Below are 22,535 nucleotides of genomic sequence, written 5' to 3'. Positions count from 1 at the left end.
TTTCCTCCAGGATCTATTTTAACAGTTCATTCATGGCAACTGCAGCCCTGCGGCCATCGCCCATGGCGAGTATGACGGTGGCAGCCCCAAGGACAATATCGCCTCCTGCAAATACCTTATCAAGGGAGGTTTTTTGATTTTCGTCCACCAGGATACGGCCTTTCCTGTCGGCTTTGAGATTGGGGGTGGTTTGCACCAGCAGGGGGTTCGATTCATTCCCCAGGGCCACAATCACGGTATCGCAGTCAAAGGTATATTCGGAACCGGGGATGGGCACAGGACTCCTCCTGCCCGAAGCGTCGGCCTCGCCAAGCTCAAACTTTTGGAGTTCCATGCCCGTAACCCAGCCTTTATCGCTTCCCAGAATACGGGAGGGGTTGCGGAGGAACTCGAAAACTATGCCCTCCTCCATGGCATGGGCCACTTCCTCGGCGCGGGCCGGCATCTCTTCCTGGGTGCGGCGGTAGACGACATGGACAGAGTCCGCCCCAAGACGCAGGGCCATGCGGGCTGCATCCATAGCCACATTGCCGCCGCCTATCACTGCTGCAACCTTTGGGCGGAATACCGGGGTGGCGGCATTATCGCTGTCGTAGGCTTTCATCAAATTGGAGCGGGTAAGGTATTCATTGGCGCTGAAAACACCCACGAGGTTTTCTCCTGGGCAGCCCATGAACTTGGGCAGCCCTGCTCCCACGCCGACAAAGACAGCCCCAAAGCCGTCTTCGTTTACAAGCTGTTCCAGGGTCCTGGTGCGGCCTGTCAGAAAGTTGGTCTCGATTTTTACGCCCATCTTTTTGAGGTTGTCAACTTCAGCCTGGACTATGGCCTTGGGGAGCCTGAATTCGGGTATGCCGTACACCATGACTCCGCCCGGTTTATGGAAGGCTTCGAAGATGGTAACCTCATGGCCTTCCCGGGCAAGATCCGCAGCAGTTGTGAGCCCCGCAGGGCCCGACCCGATAACAGCCGCCCTCTTCCCCGATTTTGGCTTTATTGCCGGAATTTCCGCTGTGCCCTGTTCGCGCTCAAGATCCGCCACAAAACGCTCGAGCCTGCCTATGGAAACAGCCTTTTCCACGCTTTTAAGGCTCTTCCCCAAGGTGCATTGTTCCTGGCACTGTTTCTCCTGGGGGCAAACCCTTCCGCACACAGCCGGCAGCAAATTGGTTTCTTTAATTACCTTTGCCGCGGCCCCAAAATCCCCTTTCTGTATCTCCGCAATAAAGCGCGGTATGGGAACCTGCACAGGGCAGCCTTTGATGCAGGGCGCATTCCCGCAGCCCAAACAGCGGAAAGCTTCAAGCATGGCCTGATGCTCCCCATACCCCAGGGCTACTTCATTTAGGTTTTTGCCCCGGGCTTTGGGTTCCTGGACAGGCATCTCCTGCGCCGGAATTGCCATGCGATCCTTGGGGGTTATTTTTTCCCCTGCGGAAATTTTCGCAGTAATAGTGTCAAGCAAATTCTTCGCCTCAGCGTCCAGTTCGTCCCTGGTCTTGATAACATCGCTCATTAAAAAATTCCTTCTTACGCTATTCCCAAATTGATATGGCACTTATGGTGATCCGCGTCTTCCCTGTCTTTGTAAGCCTTCATGCGGGCCATCATATTTTCGAAGTCCACTTTGTGGCCGTCGAATTCCGGCCCGTCAACGCAGACGAATTTAGTTTCCCCGCCCACTGTGACCCTGCAGCCCCCGCACATGCCTGTACCGTCAATCATAATAGTGTTGAGGGATACCATTATGGGTACATCAAAATCTTTTACTGCTGCCACGCAGAATTTCATCATGATGGGAGGGCCTATGGCGATTGACATTTCGGGCTTGTGCCCGGAAGCGCAGATCTCCTTGAGAGGTTCCGTGACCAGGCCTTTGCGCCCGTAGGAACCATCATCAGTAACAATGATAAGCTCGTCGGCGTATTTTCTCATTCTGTCTTCGAAGATTATGAGCTCTTTGGTACGGGCGCCCATGATCACCGTCACTTTATTGCCTGCGGCTTTCATTGCCTGGACTATGGGAAAGAGAGGGGCGACCCCTATGCCGCCGCCCACGCAGACCGCATGGCCGAATTTTTCGATATGGGTGGGGTTCCCCAGGGGGCCAAGTATGTTCTCCACATGGCCGCCTGGTTCCAGTGCCGCAAGCTTATGGGTGGTGGCGCCCATGGTTTGAAGCACCAGGGTAATCGTTCCCGCCTTTTCATCGGCATCTGCTATTGTCAGGGGTATGCGCTCGCCCCAGTCAGTATCAAGCTGAAGTATGATAAACTGCCCAGCCTTTCTTGCCCTGGCTATGAGGGGGGCTTCAACAGCCATCTCAAAAACATCAGAAGCCCATTGCTTCTTTGAAACTATCTTGTTCATTTAAGCTCCATAGATATATTATACTATATTACACATCAAATTCAGCCCAGCTCACCCGGCCTGCAAGGACAGCGTCCCTAAGGCGTTTTTCCTGGTCGTTCAAAGTCCTGGATGCACCGCTTTTCACTTCAAGGAAAATGACCTCGTCGATTGCCTTTGCATTCATCCCCTTAAAAACAATGAAATCCACAGGCTTCCCGATAAAGCGGCAGTCCCCGGGATCAAAGGGAAAATCCGGCAGGAGCGGCGCCATCTGTTCGGAGACAAGGCCGCCCAAAACAGCCCTGGACTGCTTGAGCCTGGCCTTGACAATCTCCTCCACGCGTCCGCCTTCCCACTCGGCCCGCTCCTGCCTGCGCCCCTGATGGAGGCCCATTTTCCTGCCCAGAAAAAGGAAGAGTAAACAGAATACCAAAATTACGCAGAGAAGCGCTATAGTTTGAGGATTTAAATTTTCCATGTTTCATTTATGCATGATAACTGATATTCCTCAAGATCGCCTGATATGGTATCATAAACCGGAGGGAAAAATGCCCATTACCGTCAAAAACAGCCAGTTCCGCCTGGATAGCCGCAGCACGAGCTATATCTTCTCCCTTTACCTTGATAAATACCCCTGCCATCACTATTGGGGCAAAACGCTTCCAAAAGATGCTGACCTGAGCTACCTGGCTGCAAACCGCGTGGCATACAGGCCCTCATTTACCACGCCTATCCCAAATACCGCGACCTTCCTTGCGGAACTCCAGCTTGAATTTTCCGTCCTGGGGAATGGGGATCACCGTACCCCGGTTTTCCATGCCGCCTATGCCGACGGTTCCACGGTGAGCGATTTTGTGTACGAAAGCCACCGCATCATAAAGGGCAAGCCAAGGCTCCGGGGCCTTCCGGCTACGTATGCTGAAAAAGACAGCGAGGCCGAAACCCTTGAGCTGATTTTGAAGGATACCCTCACGGGCCTCAGGGTTATTCTGGCATATACGGTTTTTGAAGAATACGATGCCATTGCCCGCAGCATACGCTACGAAAATACAGGCCAGGACGATATTGAAATCCTCTCCCCCGGCTCCATGGGCATGGATTTTTCCGGTCAGGATTTCCGCATACTCCACCTCCACGGCGACTGGATGAGGGAACGGCAGATTGAATATATCCCCGTCGCTCATGGGATCTTCAACGCCGACAGCAAGCGGGGCCATTCAAGCCACATGCAGAACCCCTTTGTCGCCCTGCTGCGCGGAAAGAACGCTGCGGAACAGCCCGATGACTATGCAACAGAAAACAGCGGGGAAGTCTACGGCTTCTCCCTGGTTTACTCGGGGAATTTTTCCGCCGTTGTCGAGGGCAGCCCCCAGGGAGGAACCAGGGTAGTGATGGGCATCAACCCCTTTAATTTCAGCTGGAATTTAAAGAAGGGCGAAAGCTTCCAGACCCCCGAGGTCGTAATAGTTTATTCGGACAAGGGCCTTGGCGGCATGAGCCTCCGCTACCACAAACTCTACCGCGAGCGCCTTGCCCGGGGAAAGCACCGCGACGCCCCAAGACCCATGGTGATCAACAACTGGGAAGCCACAGGCATGGAATTCACCGAGCAGAAGATCATCGACATAGCAAAAGCCGGAAGCGGACTTGGCATAGAGATGTTTGTCCTTGACGACGGCTGGTTCGGCAAAAGGGACAAGGATGATTCTTCCCTGGGTGACTGGTTCACCTACAAGGAAAAACTTCCCGGTGGCCTCGGGAATCTTATAAAAACAGTCAACGGTTTCGGCATGAAATTCGGCCTCTGGTTCGAGCCGGAAATGGTTTCCCCTGACAGCGACCTCTACCGCGCTCACCCCGACTGGTGCCTCCACGCCGAAGGCCGCCACCGCACCACAGGCCGGGATCAGCTGGTGCTGAATCTGTCTAAGGCCGAAGCGCGCGATTATCTCTTTGACAGCATTACTGCGATCCTCAAATCGGGAAACATCGAATATGTAAAATGGGATTGCAACCGCAATATCACCGAGACTTCTTCACGGGATCAGCAGCACCGCCACATGCTGGGGGTCTACGACCTTATGGAACGCCTTGTTTCCACATTCCCGGACATACTCTTCGAAAGCTGTTCAGGCGGAGGCGGCCGTTTCGATCCCGGCATCCTCTATTACATGCCCCAAAACTGGACCAGCGACAATACCGACCCCATAGACCGCCTGCGTATCCAGTACGGCACTTCCCTTGTGTACCCACCCTCTGCCATGACCGCCCATGTAGGGAAGATCAAAGTCGGCGAAACCGGCATGAACCGCTTTATGCACACCTGCGCCCTGGCTGCCATGGGCTTTAACTTCGGCTTTGAACTCGACCTCTCCAAGCTCTCCGAAGATGAACGCACCCAGGCTATAGGCTACGTAAAAACTTACCAGAGCATACGTGAAGTGGTGCAGTACGGCGACTTCTACCGCCTCGAAAATCCCTTTAGCGCTGCTACTGCTTCCTGGATGACCGTAAGCCCGGACAAATCCCGGGCGGCGGCCTTCTTCTTCCAGACCCGGAAACGGCGCAACGACGAAGAACGCCGCATACGCCTCAAGGGCCTTGAACCTTCGCGCCTTTACAAATGCAGCGAAGGCGCGGTTCCCCCTAACCAAAAGGAAGTTTGGGGCAGTAACAACGGCTCGCAGCGGCCTGCCTATTACGGCGCGGAACTTATGGAAGTAGGGATACGCATACCCGAAGATGGGTACGAATATGCGGCGAGGATGTTGATATTGGAATAGTCAAGCTCCGGAAGGTCTATGAGAAAGGTGGGCCAACATCATTTAAGTAAAAAACATTCTTCATACTATTTTTGCCCCATCATTGCATGATTATATCCTCTATAGACAGAAAAGAATTTCCTTATTAATATATCCCAACAAGGACAATATCTAATGAAAAATTTATTTGATAAAACTCAATTAGGAAAAATGACCCTGGAAAACAGGTTTATCCGGGCTGCTATTGGTGAAAAAGCGACAAAAGGACACGTGAATGAATTTATTTTGGATTTGTATCAAGGTCTTGCGCAAGGCGGCGTAGGAACCATGATTACCGGTTTTACCTTGGTTGATGAAAATGAAAAGAATTTTCCTATGTTGGCATTTTATGATGATTCATTTAGGGATGGCCACATAAAATTAACCAACTTGGTGCATAAATACAATAAAAATATTATTTTACAATTGGTGTATATTGGATCTTATGTTATGGGAGACGCGAGGGGGATGTCAATTCTTGCGCCGAGCGTTGTGGAAAATTTAAACACCAAGGTTATGCCGCAAGAAATAACCGTTGAACAAATAAAAAGGATACAGCAAAAATTCGCTGACACCGCATCAAGAGCAAAAGATGCCGGTTATAACGGTATTGAAATACACGCGGCACATGGTTTTTTGCTTAGTCAGTTTATGACGCCATATTATAACCGCAGAAAAGATTTATATGGCGGTACTGTTCAAAACAGGGCAAGAATGGCATTGGAAACCTATGAGGCTATACGCAGGGCTGTAGGGGAAGATTTTCCTGTATGGATAAAAATAAATGTTACTGACGGTTTTGAAAATGAAGTTTCTTTGGATGATGCTTTGTATCTATGCAAGGAATTAACGGAAAAAGGGATAAATGCCATTGAAATTAGCGGTGCTTTTAGCAAATTCGCAAACGATGCGACATCTTTTTTCAAGAATGAGGCTGAAAAAATAGCAATGGAAAACGATACGGCAATAATTTTAACAGGCGGAAACAAGGATTTTAAAGAAATGACCGAAATTTTAAACACTACAAAAATAAGTTATTTTGGAATAGCAAGGGCACTTACAAAAGAGCCTGGTTTAATCAATAGATTTAAAAAAGAATTTACAAAATGAAAAGCTACTTAAAAAGGGTGTGCATCGGCTATCAGGAGAGCAAACAGCCCTGCCAAAGGACGTGTCCGAATTTTTGTGTAAATGGCAATGAATTATTTAGAACGGAACCCGTTCATTGCCAAAAATAATAGCGAATTGGTTGAGCGCCATCCCCCAATCCCGTACCGGCATTGTCCATTTCTCTGACGCATTCCTAATTGCCAAATACAATATCTTAAATATAGCATCATCGTTCGGAAATGTCGAGCGGTTTTTTGTGACTTTTCGCAGCTGGTAATTTAATGACTCAATTGCATTTGTCGTGTAAATTGCCTTGCGGATTTCAGGCGGGTATTTAAAGAACTCGCTTAAGTCATCCCAGTGGGTATCCCAGGACTGGTATATCATCGGGTACTTGGCATCCCATATCTTGCCGAATTCTTCCAGTGCGTCACGGCCGGCTTCCTCGGTGGCTGCCGAATATATGGCCTTAAGATCGGCACAGATTTTTTTCAGGTCTTTCCAGGAAACAAACTTGGTGGAATTACGCACCATGTGGACAATGCACAATTGGATACGGGTCTTGGGAAATACTGCCCGAACCGCTTCGGGGAAACCGGTAAGGCCGTCCATGCAAGCGATGAGTATGTCTTCCACTCCCCGGTTCTTTATTTCGTTCAGGACGCCCATCCAGAACTTAGCCCCTTCGTTCTCCGCTATCCAAAGGCCCAATACCTCCTTCTGACCCTCGAAATTCACTCCCAGAGCCACATAGACGCTCTTGGTACAGCTTTTCCCGTCCTGTTTGGTCTTGACCCTCAGGGCGTCCAAATACACGATGGCATAAGATTTTTCCAGCTGCCGATTCTGCCACTCCTTCACTTCTTCCATCACCGCTGCAGTGACACGGCTTATCAATTCAGGGGAGACTTCCACGTTATATATTTTTTCCAGGTGTGATTTAATATCCCGGTCGGTCATCCCAAAGGAATACATCGAAATAACCTGGTCGTTAAATATAGGGAGCCGTCTTTGGTGTTTCGCCAGTATCTTGGGTTCGAACGTTCCATTGCGGTCCCGTGGTACCTGTATCACTGCACTCTGATTCTCTGTCAGGACTGTCTTTTCACTGTACCCGTTTCGGCTGTCCCCCGAATTGTCCCCGGCGTTGGAATTCTTTTCATACCCCAAATGCTCGTCCATTTCAGCATTCATGACACGGCTTAGCAGCTTCCCTGTCAGATGCTTTAATAATCCTTCCTGTCCAAGGATTTCTTCCTGGGTCATTCCTTTAAGGTCTATCTGATCGAGTATTTGGTCGATCAGATCCTTCTCTTTCAGTTTTCGTGTACTGGCCATTTTGTCTCCTTGGTATTTCTACCATATTTTGGCCATTTACACAAACTTCAGGACAGGCCCCTGCCAAACGGCGGGGCTGTTCTTCGTCAATTAAAAAAGCTGCCTACGCCGCCTTTTCCTCGCGGAATATTTCCATAAAGCGGACGCCGCTGATGGTTTCATTCGTTATTAAATATTCTGCGATTTCCGAAAGCTTCCCCTGGTTCTCTTTAAGCATTATCAACGCTTGCTCGTGACATGCCGCAAGTATACCCGAAATCTCCTCGTCCGCAGCAGCCCCGGATGCTTCCGAGGCGGTAAACACATTGCGTCCATCAAGATAGCGGTTCTGAACGCTTTCGAGGGACATGGCCCCGAACTTCCCGCTCATGCCGTACTGGGTCACCATGCTGCGGGCAAGCGCGGTTGCCCGTTCGATATCGTTGGCGGCACCGGTGCTTTCCTCGCCGAATTCGATTTCCTCGGCGGCCCGGCCCGCAAGCAGTACCGTGATCTGGGCAAGCAGCTCGGACTTGGTCATGAGGAAGCGTTCCTCCTCGGGGACATTCATGGTATAGCCCAGGGTACCCATGGTGCGGGGCACTATCGTGATTTTTTGCACCGGGATTGCGTCTTTCTGCAAGGCAGAAGCAAGGGCGTGGCCGGTCTCGTGGAAGGCCACCATACGTTTTTCCTTGGGGTTGAGGATGCGGTCCTTCTTCTCCTTCCCCGCAATGACAGTCTCCACGGCTTCCATAAAATCTTCCTGCAGGGTTTCTTTCCTGCCCATGCGCACTGCGCCGAGGGCTGCTTCGTTCACCATGTTGGCAAGGTCCGCGCCGGTAGCCCCGCTGGTGGAGCGGGCAATCTCGGCTAAATCCACATCGCTGCCAAGGATGATTTTTTTTGCATGCACTTTGAGAACCGCTTCCCTTCCGGGGAGGTCGGGCTTTTCGACAATGACACGGCGATCAAAACGCCCCGGCCGGAGCAGGGCCTTGTCGAGTATCTCGGGCCGGTTTGTCGCGGCCAATATTAGAATGCCCTTGCCCGAATCAAAGCCATCCATCTCGGCCAAAAGCTGGTTCAGGGTCTGCTCGCGTTCGTCGTTGCCCCCCATCTGATTGTCCCGGCTCTTGCCAATTGCATCGATTTCGTCGATGAAAATGATGCATGGCGCATGCTTTGCGGATTCGGCAAAGAGATCCCTGACGCGGCTCGCACCCACGCCGACGAACATCTCCACAAACTCAGAACCCGAAAGCGAGAAAAACGGCACTTTTGCCTCCCCGGCCACCGCCCTTGCCAGAAGGGTCTTGCCCGTTCCCGGAGGCCCCACAAGGAGGGCGCCCTTGGGCTGCTTTGCCCCTATCTCCTGGTATTTTTCAGGATGCTGAAGGTAATCCACCAGTTCCGTAAGGCTTTCTTTGGCTTCGTCCTGCCCAGCCACATCATCAAAGGAAATGCCTGTGCTTTTTTCCATATCATATTTTTTGGCCCTGGACTTGCCCACATTCATCATACCCCCGAGGCCGCCGCCCAGACGGCTCCCGAAGCCCTTCATTATAAAGAAATAAATCACATAGAAGATAAGGAGGGGGAAAATCCAGCTTGAAAGTATGCTCAGGAGGGGGCTTGAGCGGATTATGGGCTTATAGAAAGCCACATCGTTTTTGATGAGCCGCTCGGTAAGCCCCGGGTCGTCCACTTTGCCCGTGTAGTACACCAGGTTCCCCGTGGCAGAGCCCTGCCCCTTGGCAAGGTCTCCAGCCCCTGTCTGCCGCAACACACGGCCCACAAGCCCCGGATCAGCCTCGTTTTTCAAGGTAAGCGCCACCTCATCGGCGTCTATCTGCACCTGCCTCACTGCGCCGCTTTCAACAAGCTCCACAAACTGGCCGTACTCGATCTGCACCTTCTTCGAGGCAGTGAAGCTCCCCACAAAAGTATTGAGGAGGAAGATAATGACAATACCGACAAGGAGGATATTGATAATCCCCGGCTTTTTCGGTCCCGATGCAGGCGATCCGCCCTCATTCTTATCAAGATTCGGTTCCATAAGGACTCCTTTTGGGGATACATGCCTCCCCTCGGTGTTCATGCCAAAGGCCAGGAACACTCTACCTGAAAGATACTGATATTTCGAAGGAAAGTCAAATTTATTCGTCAAGAACAATGCAATCTTCCGGAGGGGAACCCCGGCTTGCAGCTTCGGCGAGGGTCCTCAATAGTACCTGTCTATAGCTCCCTTCACCGTCGCGGCCCAGTCTATCAGGTTCTGGGGTTTTCCAGACAGGCTTTGACGGTCTCTTCGATTTCCTGCTCCACCACCTCTTTGCTGAAGTCCCTGGCAACATTGGCCGGGTTGGGCTTGCGGGCCAAGACGTAATTGCCCTGGATCTGTTCGGCTGATGACCGGACATTGGCCCAGGGGCTGACGCCAATTTTGCGCATATTGGGAACCTTTTTAAGGTAGGGAATAAATTTATCCAGAGGCTCGCAGCAACCGTAATAGGCAAGGCCGCATTGCGTCATGAGCTTTCGCATGTACCGGAGGTCGAATTCATCCTGCATTTCAGGAGACGCGGAGGAGAAAAGCTGGGCCATGCCCCTGAACCAGATATCCTTAAACCTTATCCGGCCGCCGTCGTAATCCTTGGCGGGAAGTTCATTGGCATAAGGAGGGTCATTGTATTTCAGCCGGGATGACTGATGTATATTACGCCATTGTTGGCCTTGCACAAAAAATTGTAAATAACAAAAATTTAAAACCAGGAAGATCATAAAGCGGAAGGGAAGTAAAGCTGACAGAGCTGCCCTTACAGGAGGATGCAAGCAACCCCGTCAGCAGAAAATCTTAGAAGGCCAGTTTGAAATCTACATAGAACACATTGGTGATCCGGGAAGTTGTGCCCGTACCTTCTGCTACTTTTTCAATGTTTATTAAGTCTCCAAGTTCTATAAAGGTCTTGGGGTCAAGGTTGAATTTAGCGGAAGGCCGGAAGGAAAGAAGGGTATAATCTTTGTCATAAACAACATTCCAGCCGGTACGGTGATATTTTCCGTTGCTGTTACCAGTTGTATTAAGGGCGCTATTACCGCCGGTAAAATATATTACATCCAGCCGGGGGACAACAGAACCCAATGTATAACTTACCCAGGGATTAAAGACCAGCCCCGGATCGGTATCAGAGGCAAGGGATATGTATTGAACAGCGTTCAGCCCGAACCCAAGGCTATCAATTTTGTACCCCAGGGTTTCGAAGAAATTTACTTTTCCCGAGGATCCAATAGGGGTTTTTGATCCTGAAGTCGTGGAATCAAGTGTATTATACCAGGCGTCTTTTTCACCATTTTTTAAGGCTTTAAAATCCTGGAGGTTGTCCGCTTCGACTTCTAGAACAGCCGTAAGATTTTCGACTGCCCGGAGATCAATACTTACGATGGCTCTGCTTGACTGGCCGCTGCCATTGCTTCTGTTAACGGTACGGTAGGTGGCAAGAAACTTAACGGTATCAGGCAGGGTATAGCCCAGGTTAAAAACATATTTAGCGTTATACCAATCTATTCTGTTATTGGCAAGACTCGAGAGCAAATTCTGGTTGGCGTCCCCTGTTCCGATAGAGATAACATACGCCCCTGCGCCTATGTCCAGGCCGCTTATGGGGGTGACCTTTGCCAGGGCGCCAAGTCCTTCACCCTGATCGTCCGCAAGGACAAACCCGGCGGTGGTCCATGTGGAATCATCCACCAGGCCGCCGCTCAGGGTTACCACGTTATCTGCAAATTTTGTCCAGAGAAAGGCATAAGGAATGGTAAAGAAGATGTCTGAACGCGCCTGGGATTGGAACCTGAATTTTGCCCCTGCATTGCCTGCTTCGTTGGTATACGCACCGTTCAGGCGGAACCGGTAGCCGTATTGGTTCGAATCAACCCCAAAGGCCGTTATGTAGGGATATTTTGCCGTTTCCGTTTGGTCTGTTATGACCAGGCCGAGACCGCTATTTACATAACCGTCAAACTTGAGCTCTTGGGCAAAAAGCCCTCCGCCGGCAATTAATCCTATTGCCGTTAAAACCATGATGAACCCGAAAATCTTTTTCATAATACACTCCTTATAATGTAGTAATACTATGCATTTACTATTATTAGTAATACGAAGTATTTACTAGGAATTTATCGACATTAATTCATCATGTCAATAGGGATTTGCAAAAAAAACGTAAAAAAACAAAAAAAATGAGGAATTTCGGAAATTTAGCCAGAAAAATCCTGGACGACACTGGGATTGAACCAGTGACTTCTACCGTGTGAAGGTAGCACTCTCCCGCTGAGTTAGTCGTCCGACATTCAACTTTAAGATACTACCAATCCCGCCCTTCTCCTGTCAAGTTCTTCCGGCTTGGCCTGCCGGCCCTTGCGGGGGTCATCGTCCCGAGGAGAGGCCTTCGGACAGATGGAAAGCAGGGGGGGCAAGGCCTTCCCAGGGGGAGGGTTCGAGGACGTCTTTGTCTATGCGGAGGAAGAATTGGGGTTCGTAGTCGGGCACGGGGTGGAGGCTGTTCTGGACGTTGAGGTAGGCTGGGTTAACGCCGGGGGCGGTGATTTCGGGGGAGGGGCGCATGCGGACCATGCTGAGGGGGTTGCGGGTCATCACGTCCCAGGCGCGTTCGGAGTCGGAATAGAGGCCCTGGGCGCGGGAACGGTAACTGTTGGAGCCGGTGCGTTCGGTAAGGGCTTCCAGGGTTACGCCCATGTTGTTTTGGGCGACCATGAGGCGTTCGGCAAGCTCAAGCTGTTCTTCATTGTCCGTGGGCATAATGAGGGGGAAGCGGGAACGGTCGGCGTCGAGGATTTCGAGGAGGCGGTCATAGTAGCCCTGGGCTGCGTGGTAGTTGCCCCTGAGATAGGAAACATTCCCCAGGGCATAGAGGATGCGGCGGTTAAGGGGCATTTCGGAAGAGGCCGCAAAGAAACGGTTCAGCGCATCGGGCCACTGGCGGAGCTGGTAATGGGCTGCCCCCATGCGGTAGAGGATTTCGGGCGGGGCATAGCCAGTGCGCTCGGAATCCCGGTAATAACCGATGGCGGTTCTCATGTCGCCGTCTTTCACAAAATATTCAAGGTCGCCCAGATCCGCATACAACTTGCCATAGGCAGGGGAAGATTTCAGGATACGGCGGGAAAGGCCGTCTTCGTAAAGATGGACTCCCTTGACGAGCTGCTCTTCGGCGGGGAAGAATTCCCTGCGATTGATGAGTATACCTGCATAGCGTCGGAGGGCGTCAATTCGGTAAGCCAGGCGGCGGGGTGTTTCTTCCCTGGCAGCGTCAAAAGCCGCGTTGGCCCGTTCCAGGGTAAGGCGTTCATCGTTTGAATTGCCGTAGTATTCGTAATAGCGCGACAGATGGTAATAGGATTCGGGGAGCATGGTATCGCTGCGCACTGCCCGAAGGAGCACATCGCGTATGCCCCCGATGCTGTCCCGGTATTCATTGGGGACGCCCCGGACTTCTTCGGTACGTTTATCCAAAAGATAACCGCCAAGTTCGGCAAGGGTTGGCGCTGTGATCCTCCGTTTCTCTGAGTACATAAAGTAATTCTGCAGAGGCAGGACTTCGCCAAGGTTGTCGGTGCGGATAAAATATTTCAGCATGCGTTCCAAAACCGGATCGGTCCGGCCGTAATTTTCCAGCAGCTTGGCATAAGCTTCCCTGGCATCCTCATAGCGGGCAGGCTCTATCTCGCCCCATGCCAGGTTATTATCGCCCAGGGCCAAAAGGGCATCCCTGTCATAAGGGATATAATCCAAAATATTGCGCCATAAAAGGCTGTCGGCCTTGGCATAATTCCTAAGATAATTGGTCTCAAGGTTCGCATAATCAAGGACCGCTTTTTTCTCAGGGATATGCCTTTTATTTTTTGAAGCGGTGTAATACAGAAGCTGATCGTACTTTTCTTCGGCGTAGATATACTGCCGTTCGTCCCTAAAAGCTTCTGCGTATTTATAGAACCAATCTTTTTTCTGATGAATCCCGAAGGCTTCGTTAAAGCGATCATTGGCCCTGCCGTATTCGCCGGCAGCAATCCTCTCGTAGCCTTTCTTGTAAATTGATTCAGCTTTTTGGGGAAGATAGATAAAATTCCAAATCAAATAGCCCAATGATACTGCCACCAGGGCAATCCCCATAAAAAGCCTGAGCACCGGAAGGAAGTTATGCACAAAGATATAGGCAAAACTCGCCTGTTCAGCTTCAAGCTCTTCGCCGGTCTTTTTTTCAAAGCCTTTGGGTATGGGAATGGTGCGGCCCAGTATCTTCCCTGCCAGCGCGGCAGTCTCTTTGGCGGGTGCCCCTCTGACAAGAAGCTTTATCAAATTGGACATGAGATCAGGGGAGACCGCTTCCTCGGCAATGAGCTCTTCGCAGGCTATCCTGAGGTTGAGGGGATAGGAGGCCAGGGTATCCTGAAGTTTGCCAAAATCCTCATCAGTGAGGGAGATTTCTTCAACCTCGCCCAGCAAATCGGCCTCATCGACCACGGCCCCTTTAGTGCCGGCCGGGGCCGCCTGGCCCGGCGCTGCGCCCGGCGTCCTGCCGTTAAACACATTGTCAATGCCGGGAAGGGAAAAATCCTCGAGATTGCCAAAATCGTCCCCAAACCCGCTGCTGGCGGCGGCATCCCCTGATGCGATATCGCTTCCTATATTGAAATCAGCTTTAAGCGCATCACTGTCAAGGTTGAAATTATCAAAAGTATCGCCGCCCATGCTTGAGGTATCAAGATCGAGGCTTTCGCCGCCCAGATCAAAACCGCCGTCCCCTTCATCAAAGGAAAGATCCATGCTCTCTTCGTCTGCCCCTGCGGCAGCTGGAACATCATCAACAGGTTCAGCATCTTCGAAAGAGCCCAGATCTTCATCGAGATCGGGGATTTCAATATCGGAGGTATTTTCGTCAGAAGCGGTTATCTCATCTGACCCAAAATCAGGGAGGCTTTCCAAATCAAGATCGCTTCCGAAATCGCCTAAATCTCCCGTATCCGCAGAGGCCCGCTCGGATTCAATATCATCAGCCAGTCCGTTGAGCAAATCCTCGGGCATGCTGAAGTCGTCATCTGCGGGCAGCTCGTCAGGAGGGGCAGCATCTTCAGAAATATCATCCAATGGCTCTTCCACGGCGCCGGGATCATTGGGGAGGGTATCCAGAAAATCGCCCATGGCATCGGCGGCAGGATCGGGGGCGGCGTTTTCGCCGAGATCAAATTCGCCCAAATCAGGCTCAGCATCATCCGGATTGAGATCCGGACCTGAACTGCCCAAAAGGTCGCCCAGGTCGCCAAAATCCATAAAATCGGAACCGCTATCCGCATTTGAAAAAGAAGCGTCCGCGCCGCCATCGGCTAGAGGAGCGTCAGGGCTGTCAGTACCGGCATCATCAAAGGGAGCGAAATCGTCGAGGCCTCCAAAATCATCAGCATCCTGGCCGGTGCCCTGGCTTACGGCTGGACCGCTGTCGGCAGACAAGACCGCCGGCTCATGATCCGGGAGGGGGAGGTCGTCAGCCGGCATATCCAGCTCGAGCCTGGTTTGATCTTCCCTGCCTAAATGGCTGAATGAGGACTTAAACTCTTCCAGGTCTCTCAATGACGGCATATTAAGATATTGGTTTATCCGCCGATAATTGTAAAGAATCGTATGAAAAGCATAATGGCTACGGCGCTCCTTATATTAACTATCGGCATTATAGGGGCTGCTGATTTAGAGTCTTATCAATTTATTGATCGCCTTTTGACCCTTCCCGGTCCTGGGGCTCCGGTGATTTTTGAGGATACGGTCATCTTCACCGCCCCCTCAAGCTACCGCCGGGTGGGCATTTCCTTTGCCTTTGAGGGCTATTCCAGGGTCTACTGGTACAAAAAACTCATGATCCCCGAGGATCCTGCGGTCATTGCCGCCATGGGAAAGAAGAAAAACATCAATCCAAACAAGGATTCGGGCATACTTTTCCATGTCCAGACCATACCCGAAGATATAGGGAATCTTGATTACCGCATGGTCATCGAGGGCCTCTGGACTCCCGACCCCCTGAACCCCCTGGCGGTGAGGGATGAGGCAGGCCTTACCCAGTCCAGGGTTGCCATCCCTGTCCGCGCCAAACCGCCCTCAACATTCGACGCCCCCGCAGGAAGCCTCCGTTTTACCTATAATTCCGCCCCTGGGGAGACCATCACCGTGGGCGGTACTTTTAACGGCTGGGATCCCTTCATGTACGAACTCAGGGAAACAAGCCCCGGCGTCTATACCCTCACTCTGGCCCTTCCGCCGGGAACGTATCAATATGTTTTCTTCCATAGAGGGGAGCGGCTTTTGGATCCCCATAATCCCAACAAAATTTACACCAAACAGGGGATGACTGCCTCGGTCGCCAAAATTCCCTGATATTCCGGAACCTCTTTGATTTTACACAAATTTTACAAACTTTAGATTGATATTTTACTCTCCTCCCTTATGTTTTTAATCAAGGAAGGAGAAACAAATGAAAAGCATTTTCAGAACTATCATGGCATCTGCCCTTTTGGCAGGCGTTTTCTGGAGCCCCGCGGTTTTTGCCGCAGGCGGCAGCCAGGCTCAGAAAAAACAGATTACGATTATAAGCCGCGAGGACGGCTCGGGTACGAGGAGTGCCTTTACGGAACTCTTCAATGTGCTGGACGCCAACAAGGCTGACATGACCACGGACAGCGCGGAAATCACCAACAACACGGCAGTCATGATGACCTCGGTTGCAGGAGATATAAACGCCATCGGGTATATCTCCCTGGGTTCGCTCGACAGTACCGTAAAGGCCCTGAAGATAGACGGGGTTACCGCCAGCGTTGCCAATATCCTGAATGGAAGCTACAAGATTTCCCGACCCTTCCTTATTGCCCTTAAGGGAAGCCCCACTTCCCAGGCCGCGGACTTCATCAGCTTCATTATGAGCAGGGAAGGACAGGCGGTGATAGAAAAAAACGGCTATATACCCATGGATAATAAGGGCGCCTTTACGGGGGGGAAAGTTTCGGGCAAAGTTATCGTGGCGGGTTCTTCCTCGGTAACCCCGGTGATGGAAAAACTCCGCGAAGCATATCTTAAAATCAATTCCGGCCTGGACATCGAGATACAGCAGAGCGATTCTTCCACTGGCATGAACGCGGTTATAAGCGGCATCTGCGATATCGGAATGGCTTCGCGGGAACTCAAGTCCAGCGAAGAAGAGAAGGGCCTCACGGCTCAGACTATAGCCATGGACGGTATTGCAGTGATAGTAAACCTCAAGAATCCCCTTGACGGGCTGTCCAAAGATCAGGTAAAGGACATCTTCACGGGAAGCGTGAAAACATGGTAAGACCTTTAGCAGTACCCTTAGCGGATACGCAAAACCCATGAACCACTGGTTAAGAGAAAAAGTCATGGCCGCAATCTTCCTGATTGCGGCCTGCGCTGCAATTTTTAGCGTATTGTTAATCTGCCTTTTCCTTTTCGCCAACGGATTTCCGGCAATTGGGAAAATCGGCGTCTTTAAATTTCTTGCAGGAACCCAGTGGAAACCTACAAACAATCTCTACGGAATAGGCCCCATGATTTTGGGGAGCCTCTATGTTACCGCCGGGGCCATCATCACTGGGGTTCCCATAGGGATACTCACGGCGGTCTTTATGGCCCGTTTTTGCCCCCGCCGTCTTCACACAGTGTTAAGCCCGGCGGTAAACCTGCTGGCTGGCATACCTTCGGTGGTGTACGGATTTTTCGGATTAGTAGTATTAGTACCATTTATCCGTTACCTCACAGGAGGCAGCGGAAAGAGCATACTCAGCGCTTCTATACTCCTGGGAATGATGATACTTCCTACAATAATAAGCGTCTCGGAAGCGGCCATCAGGGCAGTGCCCGAAACCTACTACGAAGGCGCCCTCGCCCTTGGGGCAAGCCATGAGGAGGCGGTCTTTTTCGCCCTGCTTCCTGCGGCAAAGCAGGGGATCATGGCGGCGGTGATACTGGGCATAGGGCGCTCCATCGGCGAGACCATGGCGGTCATCATGGTGGCCGGGAATCAGGCAGTTGTGCCCAAAAGCCTCTTCAAGGGGGTGCGTACCATGACCGCCAACATTGTACTCGAAATGGGTTACGCCGCCGACCTTCACCGCGAAGCCCTCATAGGGACAGCGGTAGTACTGTTTGTGTTTATTCTCATCATCAATGTGCTTTTTTCACTCAACAAGGGAGGAAAAAAGTGAAAACCCATCACTCGGCGCGATTTCCTGCAAAACCTTTTTCCCTGTTCCTGCGTTCTTTGGTTTATGCGGCGGCAGGTATCACCATATTGATCATCATTTTTATCTCCGCATATATCCTGATAAAGGGCATACCTAACATAAGCCTAAAACTTTTCTCCCCGGTTTATACCAGCGAGAATTCCTCGCTCCTCCCCGCGCTTATCAATACCGTGATCATGACCTTCCTTTCACTTTTGATTGCAGCGCCTCTCGGCATCTTCGCCGCCATTTATCTTGCCGAATATGCCGGCAGGGGAAACAAACTGGTTCGGGCGGTACGGCTTGCGGCAGAAACCTTGGCGGGGATTCCTTCCATTGTGTACGGCCTTTTCGGCATGCTCCTCTTTGTGATACGCCTTCACTGGGGTTATTCTCTGCTTGCCGGGAGTTTTACCCTGACAATCATGATACTTCCCCTTATTATGCGTACTGCAGAGGAAGCCCTGCTCTCGGTGCCCGATATGTACCGCGAAGGGAGTTTCGGCCTTGGGGCGGGCCGTTTGCGGACAGTCTTTGCCGTGGTGCTGCCCCCGGCTGCCCCCGGTATACTGGGCGGCATCATATTGGCCTCGGGCAGGATCATAGGCGAGACTGCGGCCCTCATCTTTACTGCGGGGACAGTGGCCCGGTTGCCTGAAAATCTCTTTTCATCGGGACGTACCCTTGCGGTCCACGCTTACAGCCTTGCAAGCGAAGGGCTCCATATAAACGAGGCTTATGCGGCGGCAGTAATACTGCTGGCCCTGGCGGCTCTCATCAATACCCTTTCATACATGCTCGCCAAAAAACTGATGGTATCAACATGAACAATACCGAAAAAATTACCGTCCGGGATTTGAATCTTTTCTACGGAGATTTCCAGGCCCTCCTTAATGTAAACCTTGGAATCAATGCAAAAGAAATCACCGCCCTCATCGGGCCTTCGGGCTGCGGGAAGTCAACCTTCCTCAAAACCCTGAACCGCATGAACGATCTGATCGAAGGCTGCAGGATCACGGGAAAGGCCCTGCTTGACGGCGAGGATATTTATGCCGCCATCGATACCAACCTGCTGCGGAAACGGGTAGGCATGGTTTTCCAGAAGCCCAACCCCTTCCCCATGAGCGTTTATGACAATGTCGCCTTCGGCCCCCGCACCCACGGCGTGCGGTCAAAAATCAAACTGGATCTTCTCGTGGAAAAATCCCTCAAGGATGCGGCCCTGTGGGACGAAACCAAAGACAGGCTCAAAAAAAGCGCCCTTTCCCTTTCGGGAGGCCAGCAGCAGCGGCTCTGCATTGCGCGGGCTTTGGCCGTGGAACCGGAAGTCCTCCTCATGGACGAGCCTACTTCCGCCCTTGACCCTGTGTCCACTGCAAAAATCGAGGATCTGGTTACGGAATTGCAAAATCAATACACTATAGTTATAGTGACCCATAATATGCAGCAGGCGGCCCGCATCAGCAGGCGGACGGTTTTCTTTCTCAAGGGCGAACTGGTTGAAGCGGGCGCCACCGAAGATATTTTCTCCATGCCCAAAGACAAACGTACCGAAGATTACATTACCGGGAGGTTCGGCTGATGCGCGAACAATACCATAAACAGCTTGAGATACTCCACACCGAGTTGATACTCATGGGTGCCCTCTGCGAAGACGCCATCGTAAGCGCGGTCAAAGGGCTTCTTAACGGAGAGGCTGCGCTCCGGGAAAAGGCCATAGGCCTTGAGAAAGAAATAGATATGAAAGAGCGGGACATTGAGGCCATTTGCGTAAAGCTCCTCCTCAGGGAACAGCCTGTGGCAGGGGATCTCAGGCAGATAACTGCAGCCCAGCGCATGATCACGGATATGGAACGCATAGGCGATCAGGCCGAAGATATTGCCGAACTTGCAGGCTTTATTGCCGAACATGGGGACCTTGATCCTGTGGGCAGCCTGCACATAGGCGACATGGCCTGGGAAGCGAGCCGTATGCTGACGGCAAGCGTTGATTCTTTTGTGGAAGCGGATCTAGCCAAGGCCAAAAACGTAATACTCTCGGACGATATTGTAGACAGCCTCTTTATCAAAATAAAAGGGGAACTCATAGACTATATTGCGCAGAACCCAGGGAACGGCGAAACAAGCCTCGACTTTCTCATGATTGCGAAGTACCTTGAACGCATAGGCGACCATGCGGTAAACATCGCCGAATGGGTGGTCTATTCCATCACCGGTTCGAGGAGAATACCCGATTGAGCGAAACGGCACAGCTAGTATACATCGTGGAGGATGATCAGGGCATACGGGATCTGACGCTGTATACCCTGAACAATTCCGGATTCAAGGCCAAAGGTTTCCCCAACGGAAAAGAATTTTGGAAAGCCCTTGAAGCGGAAAAACCCGGCCTTGTTCTCCTTGACATTATGCTCCCCGGTGAAGACGGCCTTGCCATTCTAAAACGCCTTCGCAATAATACTGTGACAGTAAAACTACCGGTAATGATGCTTACCGCAAAGGGCAGCGAATACGACAAAGTTCTTGGCCTTGATTCCGGTGCAGATGACTACCTTGCCAAGCCCTTCGGCATGATGGAACTCATTGCCAGGGTAAAGGCCCTGCTCAGGCGCGTGGGTACGGAAAACAGCGGCGATGAAGAATTCGTCCTGGACGGGCTAAAGATCAATATCCCAAGGCACACCGTTACTGTCAACAATGAAGAAATTATCCTCACCATCAAGGAATTTGATCTTCTGGTACACCTTCTTAAAAACAAAGACATGGTACTGTCCAGGGATCAGCTTCTTCAGGAAGTATGGGGTTACGAATATGCCGGAGAAACCAGAACCGTGGATGCCCATATACTCACCCTCAGGACCAAACTTAAAGCTAGCGGCGATCTCATACAAACAGTGCGTGGCCTGGGGTACAAAATCGGGAAAAAAGAATGAAGCGTATAATTTTTATCTTTACCTGTGTACTCTCGGGTCTTTCAATTGTGTTTACTGCTTTCTTTATACACCTTGTTATATACTGGGAATTCTCTGAGGATATGAAAAAAAACGCCGCCATGGGGCTGGAATATGCCCGTGCCGGTTTGGAACTCAGCGGTATCACCTACCTTGAGACATTGAAATCGTCCGACCCGCGCTTCACCCTTGTTGATAAAAACGGTACAGTACTCTTCGACAACACTCAGGATGCGGCCTCCATGGATAATCACCTCAACAGGCCTGAAATACAGACGGCCATTAATTCAGGCGGCATTGGTGAAATTACGAGGTATTCCAATACCATAGGAAAACAAACCTATTACCGGGCTATACGCCTTAAGGATGGCAATATACTCCGCATCGCGGTAACAACCGACAGCATTATGTCTTCAGGATTAAAGATACTGCCATACACCCTGCTCATAGCGATTCTGGCTTTTAGCATAAGTCTTATCTCTGCCGCGAAAATCACTAAACGCATCGTTGATCCCATCAATAAATTCAATCTTGAATATCCTGAAAATAATACCATTTACGAAGAATTAAGCCCTTTCCTTTACAGGATTAAAAAACAAAATGACACTATTACTGATAAAATGAATGAACTGAAAAAACGGCAGCTTGAATTCCAGGCTATTACCGGCAATATGGGTGAGGGCCTCCTTATACTGGACAGGGAAGGCCATATACTTTCAGAGAACAAAAGCGCTCTCAATCTACTGGGGGTTCATTCAAATCAGCAAAATCAAAACCTTAACGTGTTTCATCTTCGCCGGGATGAGCCTTTCCGCAAAGCCATAGAATCCTGTCTTGAGGGGAATCCTTCAGAAACCCTGTTGGAAACCGGCGACCGCCATATACGCCTCCTGGCCAATCCGGTGAGAGAAAACGACTCTCCCGCTAATCCCATACAAGGCGCAGTGATCATGCTTCTCGATATTACCGAAATCGTGGACAGGGAAAAATTGCGCCGTGAATTTTCTGCCAATGTAAGCCATGAACTTAAAACTCCTCTCACGGTCATCTCGGGTTATGGCGAAATTATCTCCAACGGCCTTGCAAAACCTGAGGACTGCCGGGGTTTCGGCGCGCAGATATACAAAGAAGCCCAAAGGCTCCTCAATCTGATTAACGACATCATGGAGCTTTCACGCCTTGACGAAGGGGGATCCGGCCTCAAGCGGGAAAAGATCGACCTTTTCAACATTGCCCTCACAGGCATTGAACGTATTACTCCTGCCGCCAGGATGAAAAATATCAAAATAGGCATTGAGGGTGAGAGTATTGAAATCGAAGGCATACCAAAAGTACTGGAAGAAATGATCTTCAATCTTTTGGATAATGGCATCAAATACAACAAAGAAAATGGGGCGGTCATTGTAAAAACTGCCATTGAAAATGGCCATAATTTTCCGCAGGGAAAAACAGCCCTCCTCTCGGTGTCTGACACGGGCATTGGCATAGCTCCCGATGAGCAGGAACGCATTTTTGAGCGTTTCTATAGGGGGGATAAAAGCAGAAACAGCGCGGGCGGCACAGGACTCGGGCTTTCCATTGTAAAACATGGCGCGCTGCTGCACAAAGCAAAAATAGCGGTTGAAAGCAGCCAGAAAGGAACCATCATAACCCTGCGCTTTCCGATGCAGTAAAATTATTGTATACTGGGGCAGTTCTGATACCATAAAAA

At 50.9% G+C, this 22,535-nt stretch carries 18 protein-coding genes and 1 tRNA gene; 10 read left to right on the top strand and 9 right to left on the bottom strand.

The window, feature by feature from the left end:
- Positions 1-13: 13 nt before the first annotated feature.
- From gltA to TREAZ_RS00260, 3 genes are read right to left on the bottom strand one after another with little or no spacing between them, the layout of a single operon-like run.
- Positions 14-1,516, bottom strand: coding sequence for an NADPH-dependent glutamate synthase (gene gltA / locus TREAZ_RS00270; RefSeq protein WP_015709768.1), 1,503 nt, complete (start codon positions 1,514-1,516; stop codon positions 14-16).
- Positions 1,517-1,530: 14 nt separating this feature from the next.
- Entirely contained in the window at positions 1,531-2,370 is an 840-nt protein-coding gene (locus TREAZ_RS00265) for a sulfide/dihydroorotate dehydrogenase-like FAD/NAD-binding protein (protein ID WP_043922614.1), read from the bottom strand.
- Positions 2,371-2,398: 28 nt separating this feature from the next.
- Positions 2,399-2,746, bottom strand: coding sequence for a Holliday junction resolvase-like protein (locus TREAZ_RS00260; protein ID WP_245535067.1), 348 nt, complete (start codon positions 2,744-2,746; stop codon positions 2,399-2,401).
- Positions 2,747-2,900: 154 nt separating this feature from the next.
- On the opposite strand from TREAZ_RS00260, the gene TREAZ_RS00255 reads away from it, so the two are divergent.
- A complete protein-coding gene (locus TREAZ_RS00255; protein WP_015709766.1) occupies positions 2,901-5,135 on the top strand; it encodes an alpha-galactosidase in 2,235 nt (744 codons plus the stop codon).
- Between the two features lie 153 nt (positions 5,136-5,288).
- Complete coding sequence (locus tag TREAZ_RS00250) at positions 5,289-6,263, top strand: NADH:flavin oxidoreductase (RefSeq protein ID WP_015709765.1); 975 nt, start codon at positions 5,289-5,291, stop codon at positions 6,261-6,263.
- A 96-nt stretch (positions 6,264-6,359) separates the two neighbouring features.
- On the opposite strand, the gene TREAZ_RS00245 is transcribed toward TREAZ_RS00250, so the two are convergent.
- From TREAZ_RS00245 to flcA, 6 genes are all read right to left on the bottom strand, one after another.
- A complete protein-coding gene (locus tag TREAZ_RS00245) occupies positions 6,360-7,601 on the bottom strand; it encodes an IS256 family transposase (RefSeq protein WP_015709764.1) in 1,242 nt (413 codons plus the stop codon).
- 103 nt (positions 7,602-7,704) lie between these two features.
- Positions 7,705-9,639: an ATP-dependent zinc metalloprotease FtsH gene (gene ftsH, locus TREAZ_RS00240; protein ID WP_043922609.1), complete on the bottom strand. Its 1,935-nt coding sequence runs from the start codon at positions 9,637-9,639 to the stop codon at positions 7,705-7,707.
- A 212-nt stretch (positions 9,640-9,851) separates the two neighbouring features.
- The gene (locus TREAZ_RS00235; protein ID WP_174269487.1) at positions 9,852-10,322 is read right to left on the bottom strand and encodes a uroporphyrinogen decarboxylase/cobalamine-independent methonine synthase family protein; all 471 of its coding nucleotides are present in this window, start codon (positions 10,320-10,322) and stop codon (positions 9,852-9,854) included.
- Positions 10,323-10,437: 115 nt separating this feature from the next.
- A complete protein-coding gene (locus TREAZ_RS00230; protein ID WP_015709761.1) occupies positions 10,438-11,685 on the bottom strand; it encodes a hypothetical protein in 1,248 nt (415 codons plus the stop codon).
- A 168-nt stretch (positions 11,686-11,853) separates the two neighbouring features.
- Positions 11,854-11,925, bottom strand: a tRNA-Val gene (locus tag TREAZ_RS00225).
- An 81-nt stretch (positions 11,926-12,006) separates the two neighbouring features.
- Positions 12,007-15,234, bottom strand: a complete 3,228-nt coding sequence (flcA, locus tag TREAZ_RS00220) for a periplasmic flagellar collar protein FlcA (RefSeq protein WP_043922607.1) — start codon at positions 15,232-15,234, stop codon at positions 12,007-12,009.
- A gap of 42 nt (positions 15,235-15,276) precedes the next feature.
- Between flcA and TREAZ_RS00215 the strand changes: the two genes are divergently transcribed.
- The 8 genes from TREAZ_RS00215 (at position 15,277) to TREAZ_RS00180 (ending at position 22,497) form a co-directional block, all read left to right on the top strand.
- The gene (locus tag TREAZ_RS00215; RefSeq protein ID WP_043922604.1) at positions 15,277-16,020 is read left to right on the top strand and encodes an early set domain-containing protein; all 744 of its coding nucleotides are present in this window, start codon (positions 15,277-15,279) and stop codon (positions 16,018-16,020) included.
- Between the two features lie 97 nt (positions 16,021-16,117).
- Entirely contained in the window at positions 16,118-16,969 is an 852-nt protein-coding gene (locus TREAZ_RS00210) for a substrate-binding domain-containing protein (RefSeq protein WP_015709757.1), read from the top strand.
- A gap of 64 nt (positions 16,970-17,033) precedes the next feature.
- Positions 17,034-17,858, top strand: a complete 825-nt coding sequence (gene pstC / locus TREAZ_RS00205; protein ID WP_245535066.1) for a phosphate ABC transporter permease subunit PstC — start codon at positions 17,034-17,036, stop codon at positions 17,856-17,858.
- A complete protein-coding gene (gene pstA / locus TREAZ_RS00200; protein WP_015709755.1) occupies positions 17,855-18,703 on the top strand; it encodes a phosphate ABC transporter permease PstA in 849 nt (282 codons plus the stop codon). The genes pstC and pstA overlap by 4 nt, the downstream gene beginning before the upstream one ends.
- On the top strand, positions 18,700-19,458 hold the full coding sequence (gene pstB / locus TREAZ_RS00195) for a phosphate ABC transporter ATP-binding protein PstB (RefSeq protein ID WP_015709754.1): 759 nt from the start codon (positions 18,700-18,702) through the stop codon (positions 19,456-19,458). The genes pstA and pstB overlap by 4 nt, the downstream gene beginning before the upstream one ends.
- Positions 19,458-20,114: a phosphate signaling complex protein PhoU gene (phoU, locus tag TREAZ_RS00190; RefSeq protein ID WP_015709753.1), complete on the top strand. Its 657-nt coding sequence runs from the start codon at positions 19,458-19,460 to the stop codon at positions 20,112-20,114. The genes pstB and phoU overlap by 1 nt, the downstream gene beginning before the upstream one ends.
- Positions 20,111-20,806, top strand: a complete 696-nt coding sequence (locus tag TREAZ_RS00185) for a response regulator transcription factor (protein WP_015709752.1) — start codon at positions 20,111-20,113, stop codon at positions 20,804-20,806. The genes phoU and TREAZ_RS00185 overlap by 4 nt, the downstream gene beginning before the upstream one ends.
- A complete protein-coding gene (locus TREAZ_RS00180; protein ID WP_015709751.1) occupies positions 20,803-22,497 on the top strand; it encodes a sensor histidine kinase in 1,695 nt (564 codons plus the stop codon). Before TREAZ_RS00185 ends, TREAZ_RS00180 begins: the two co-directional genes overlap by 4 nt.
- The last annotated feature ends 38 nt before the right edge of the window (positions 22,498-22,535 follow it).

The sequence above is a fragment of the Leadbettera azotonutricia ZAS-9 genome (assembly GCF_000214355.1).
Taxonomy (GTDB): domain Bacteria; phylum Spirochaetota; class Spirochaetia; order Treponematales; family Breznakiellaceae; genus Leadbettera; species Leadbettera azotonutricia.
This window is presented reverse-complemented; position numbering and strand designations above follow the sequence as displayed.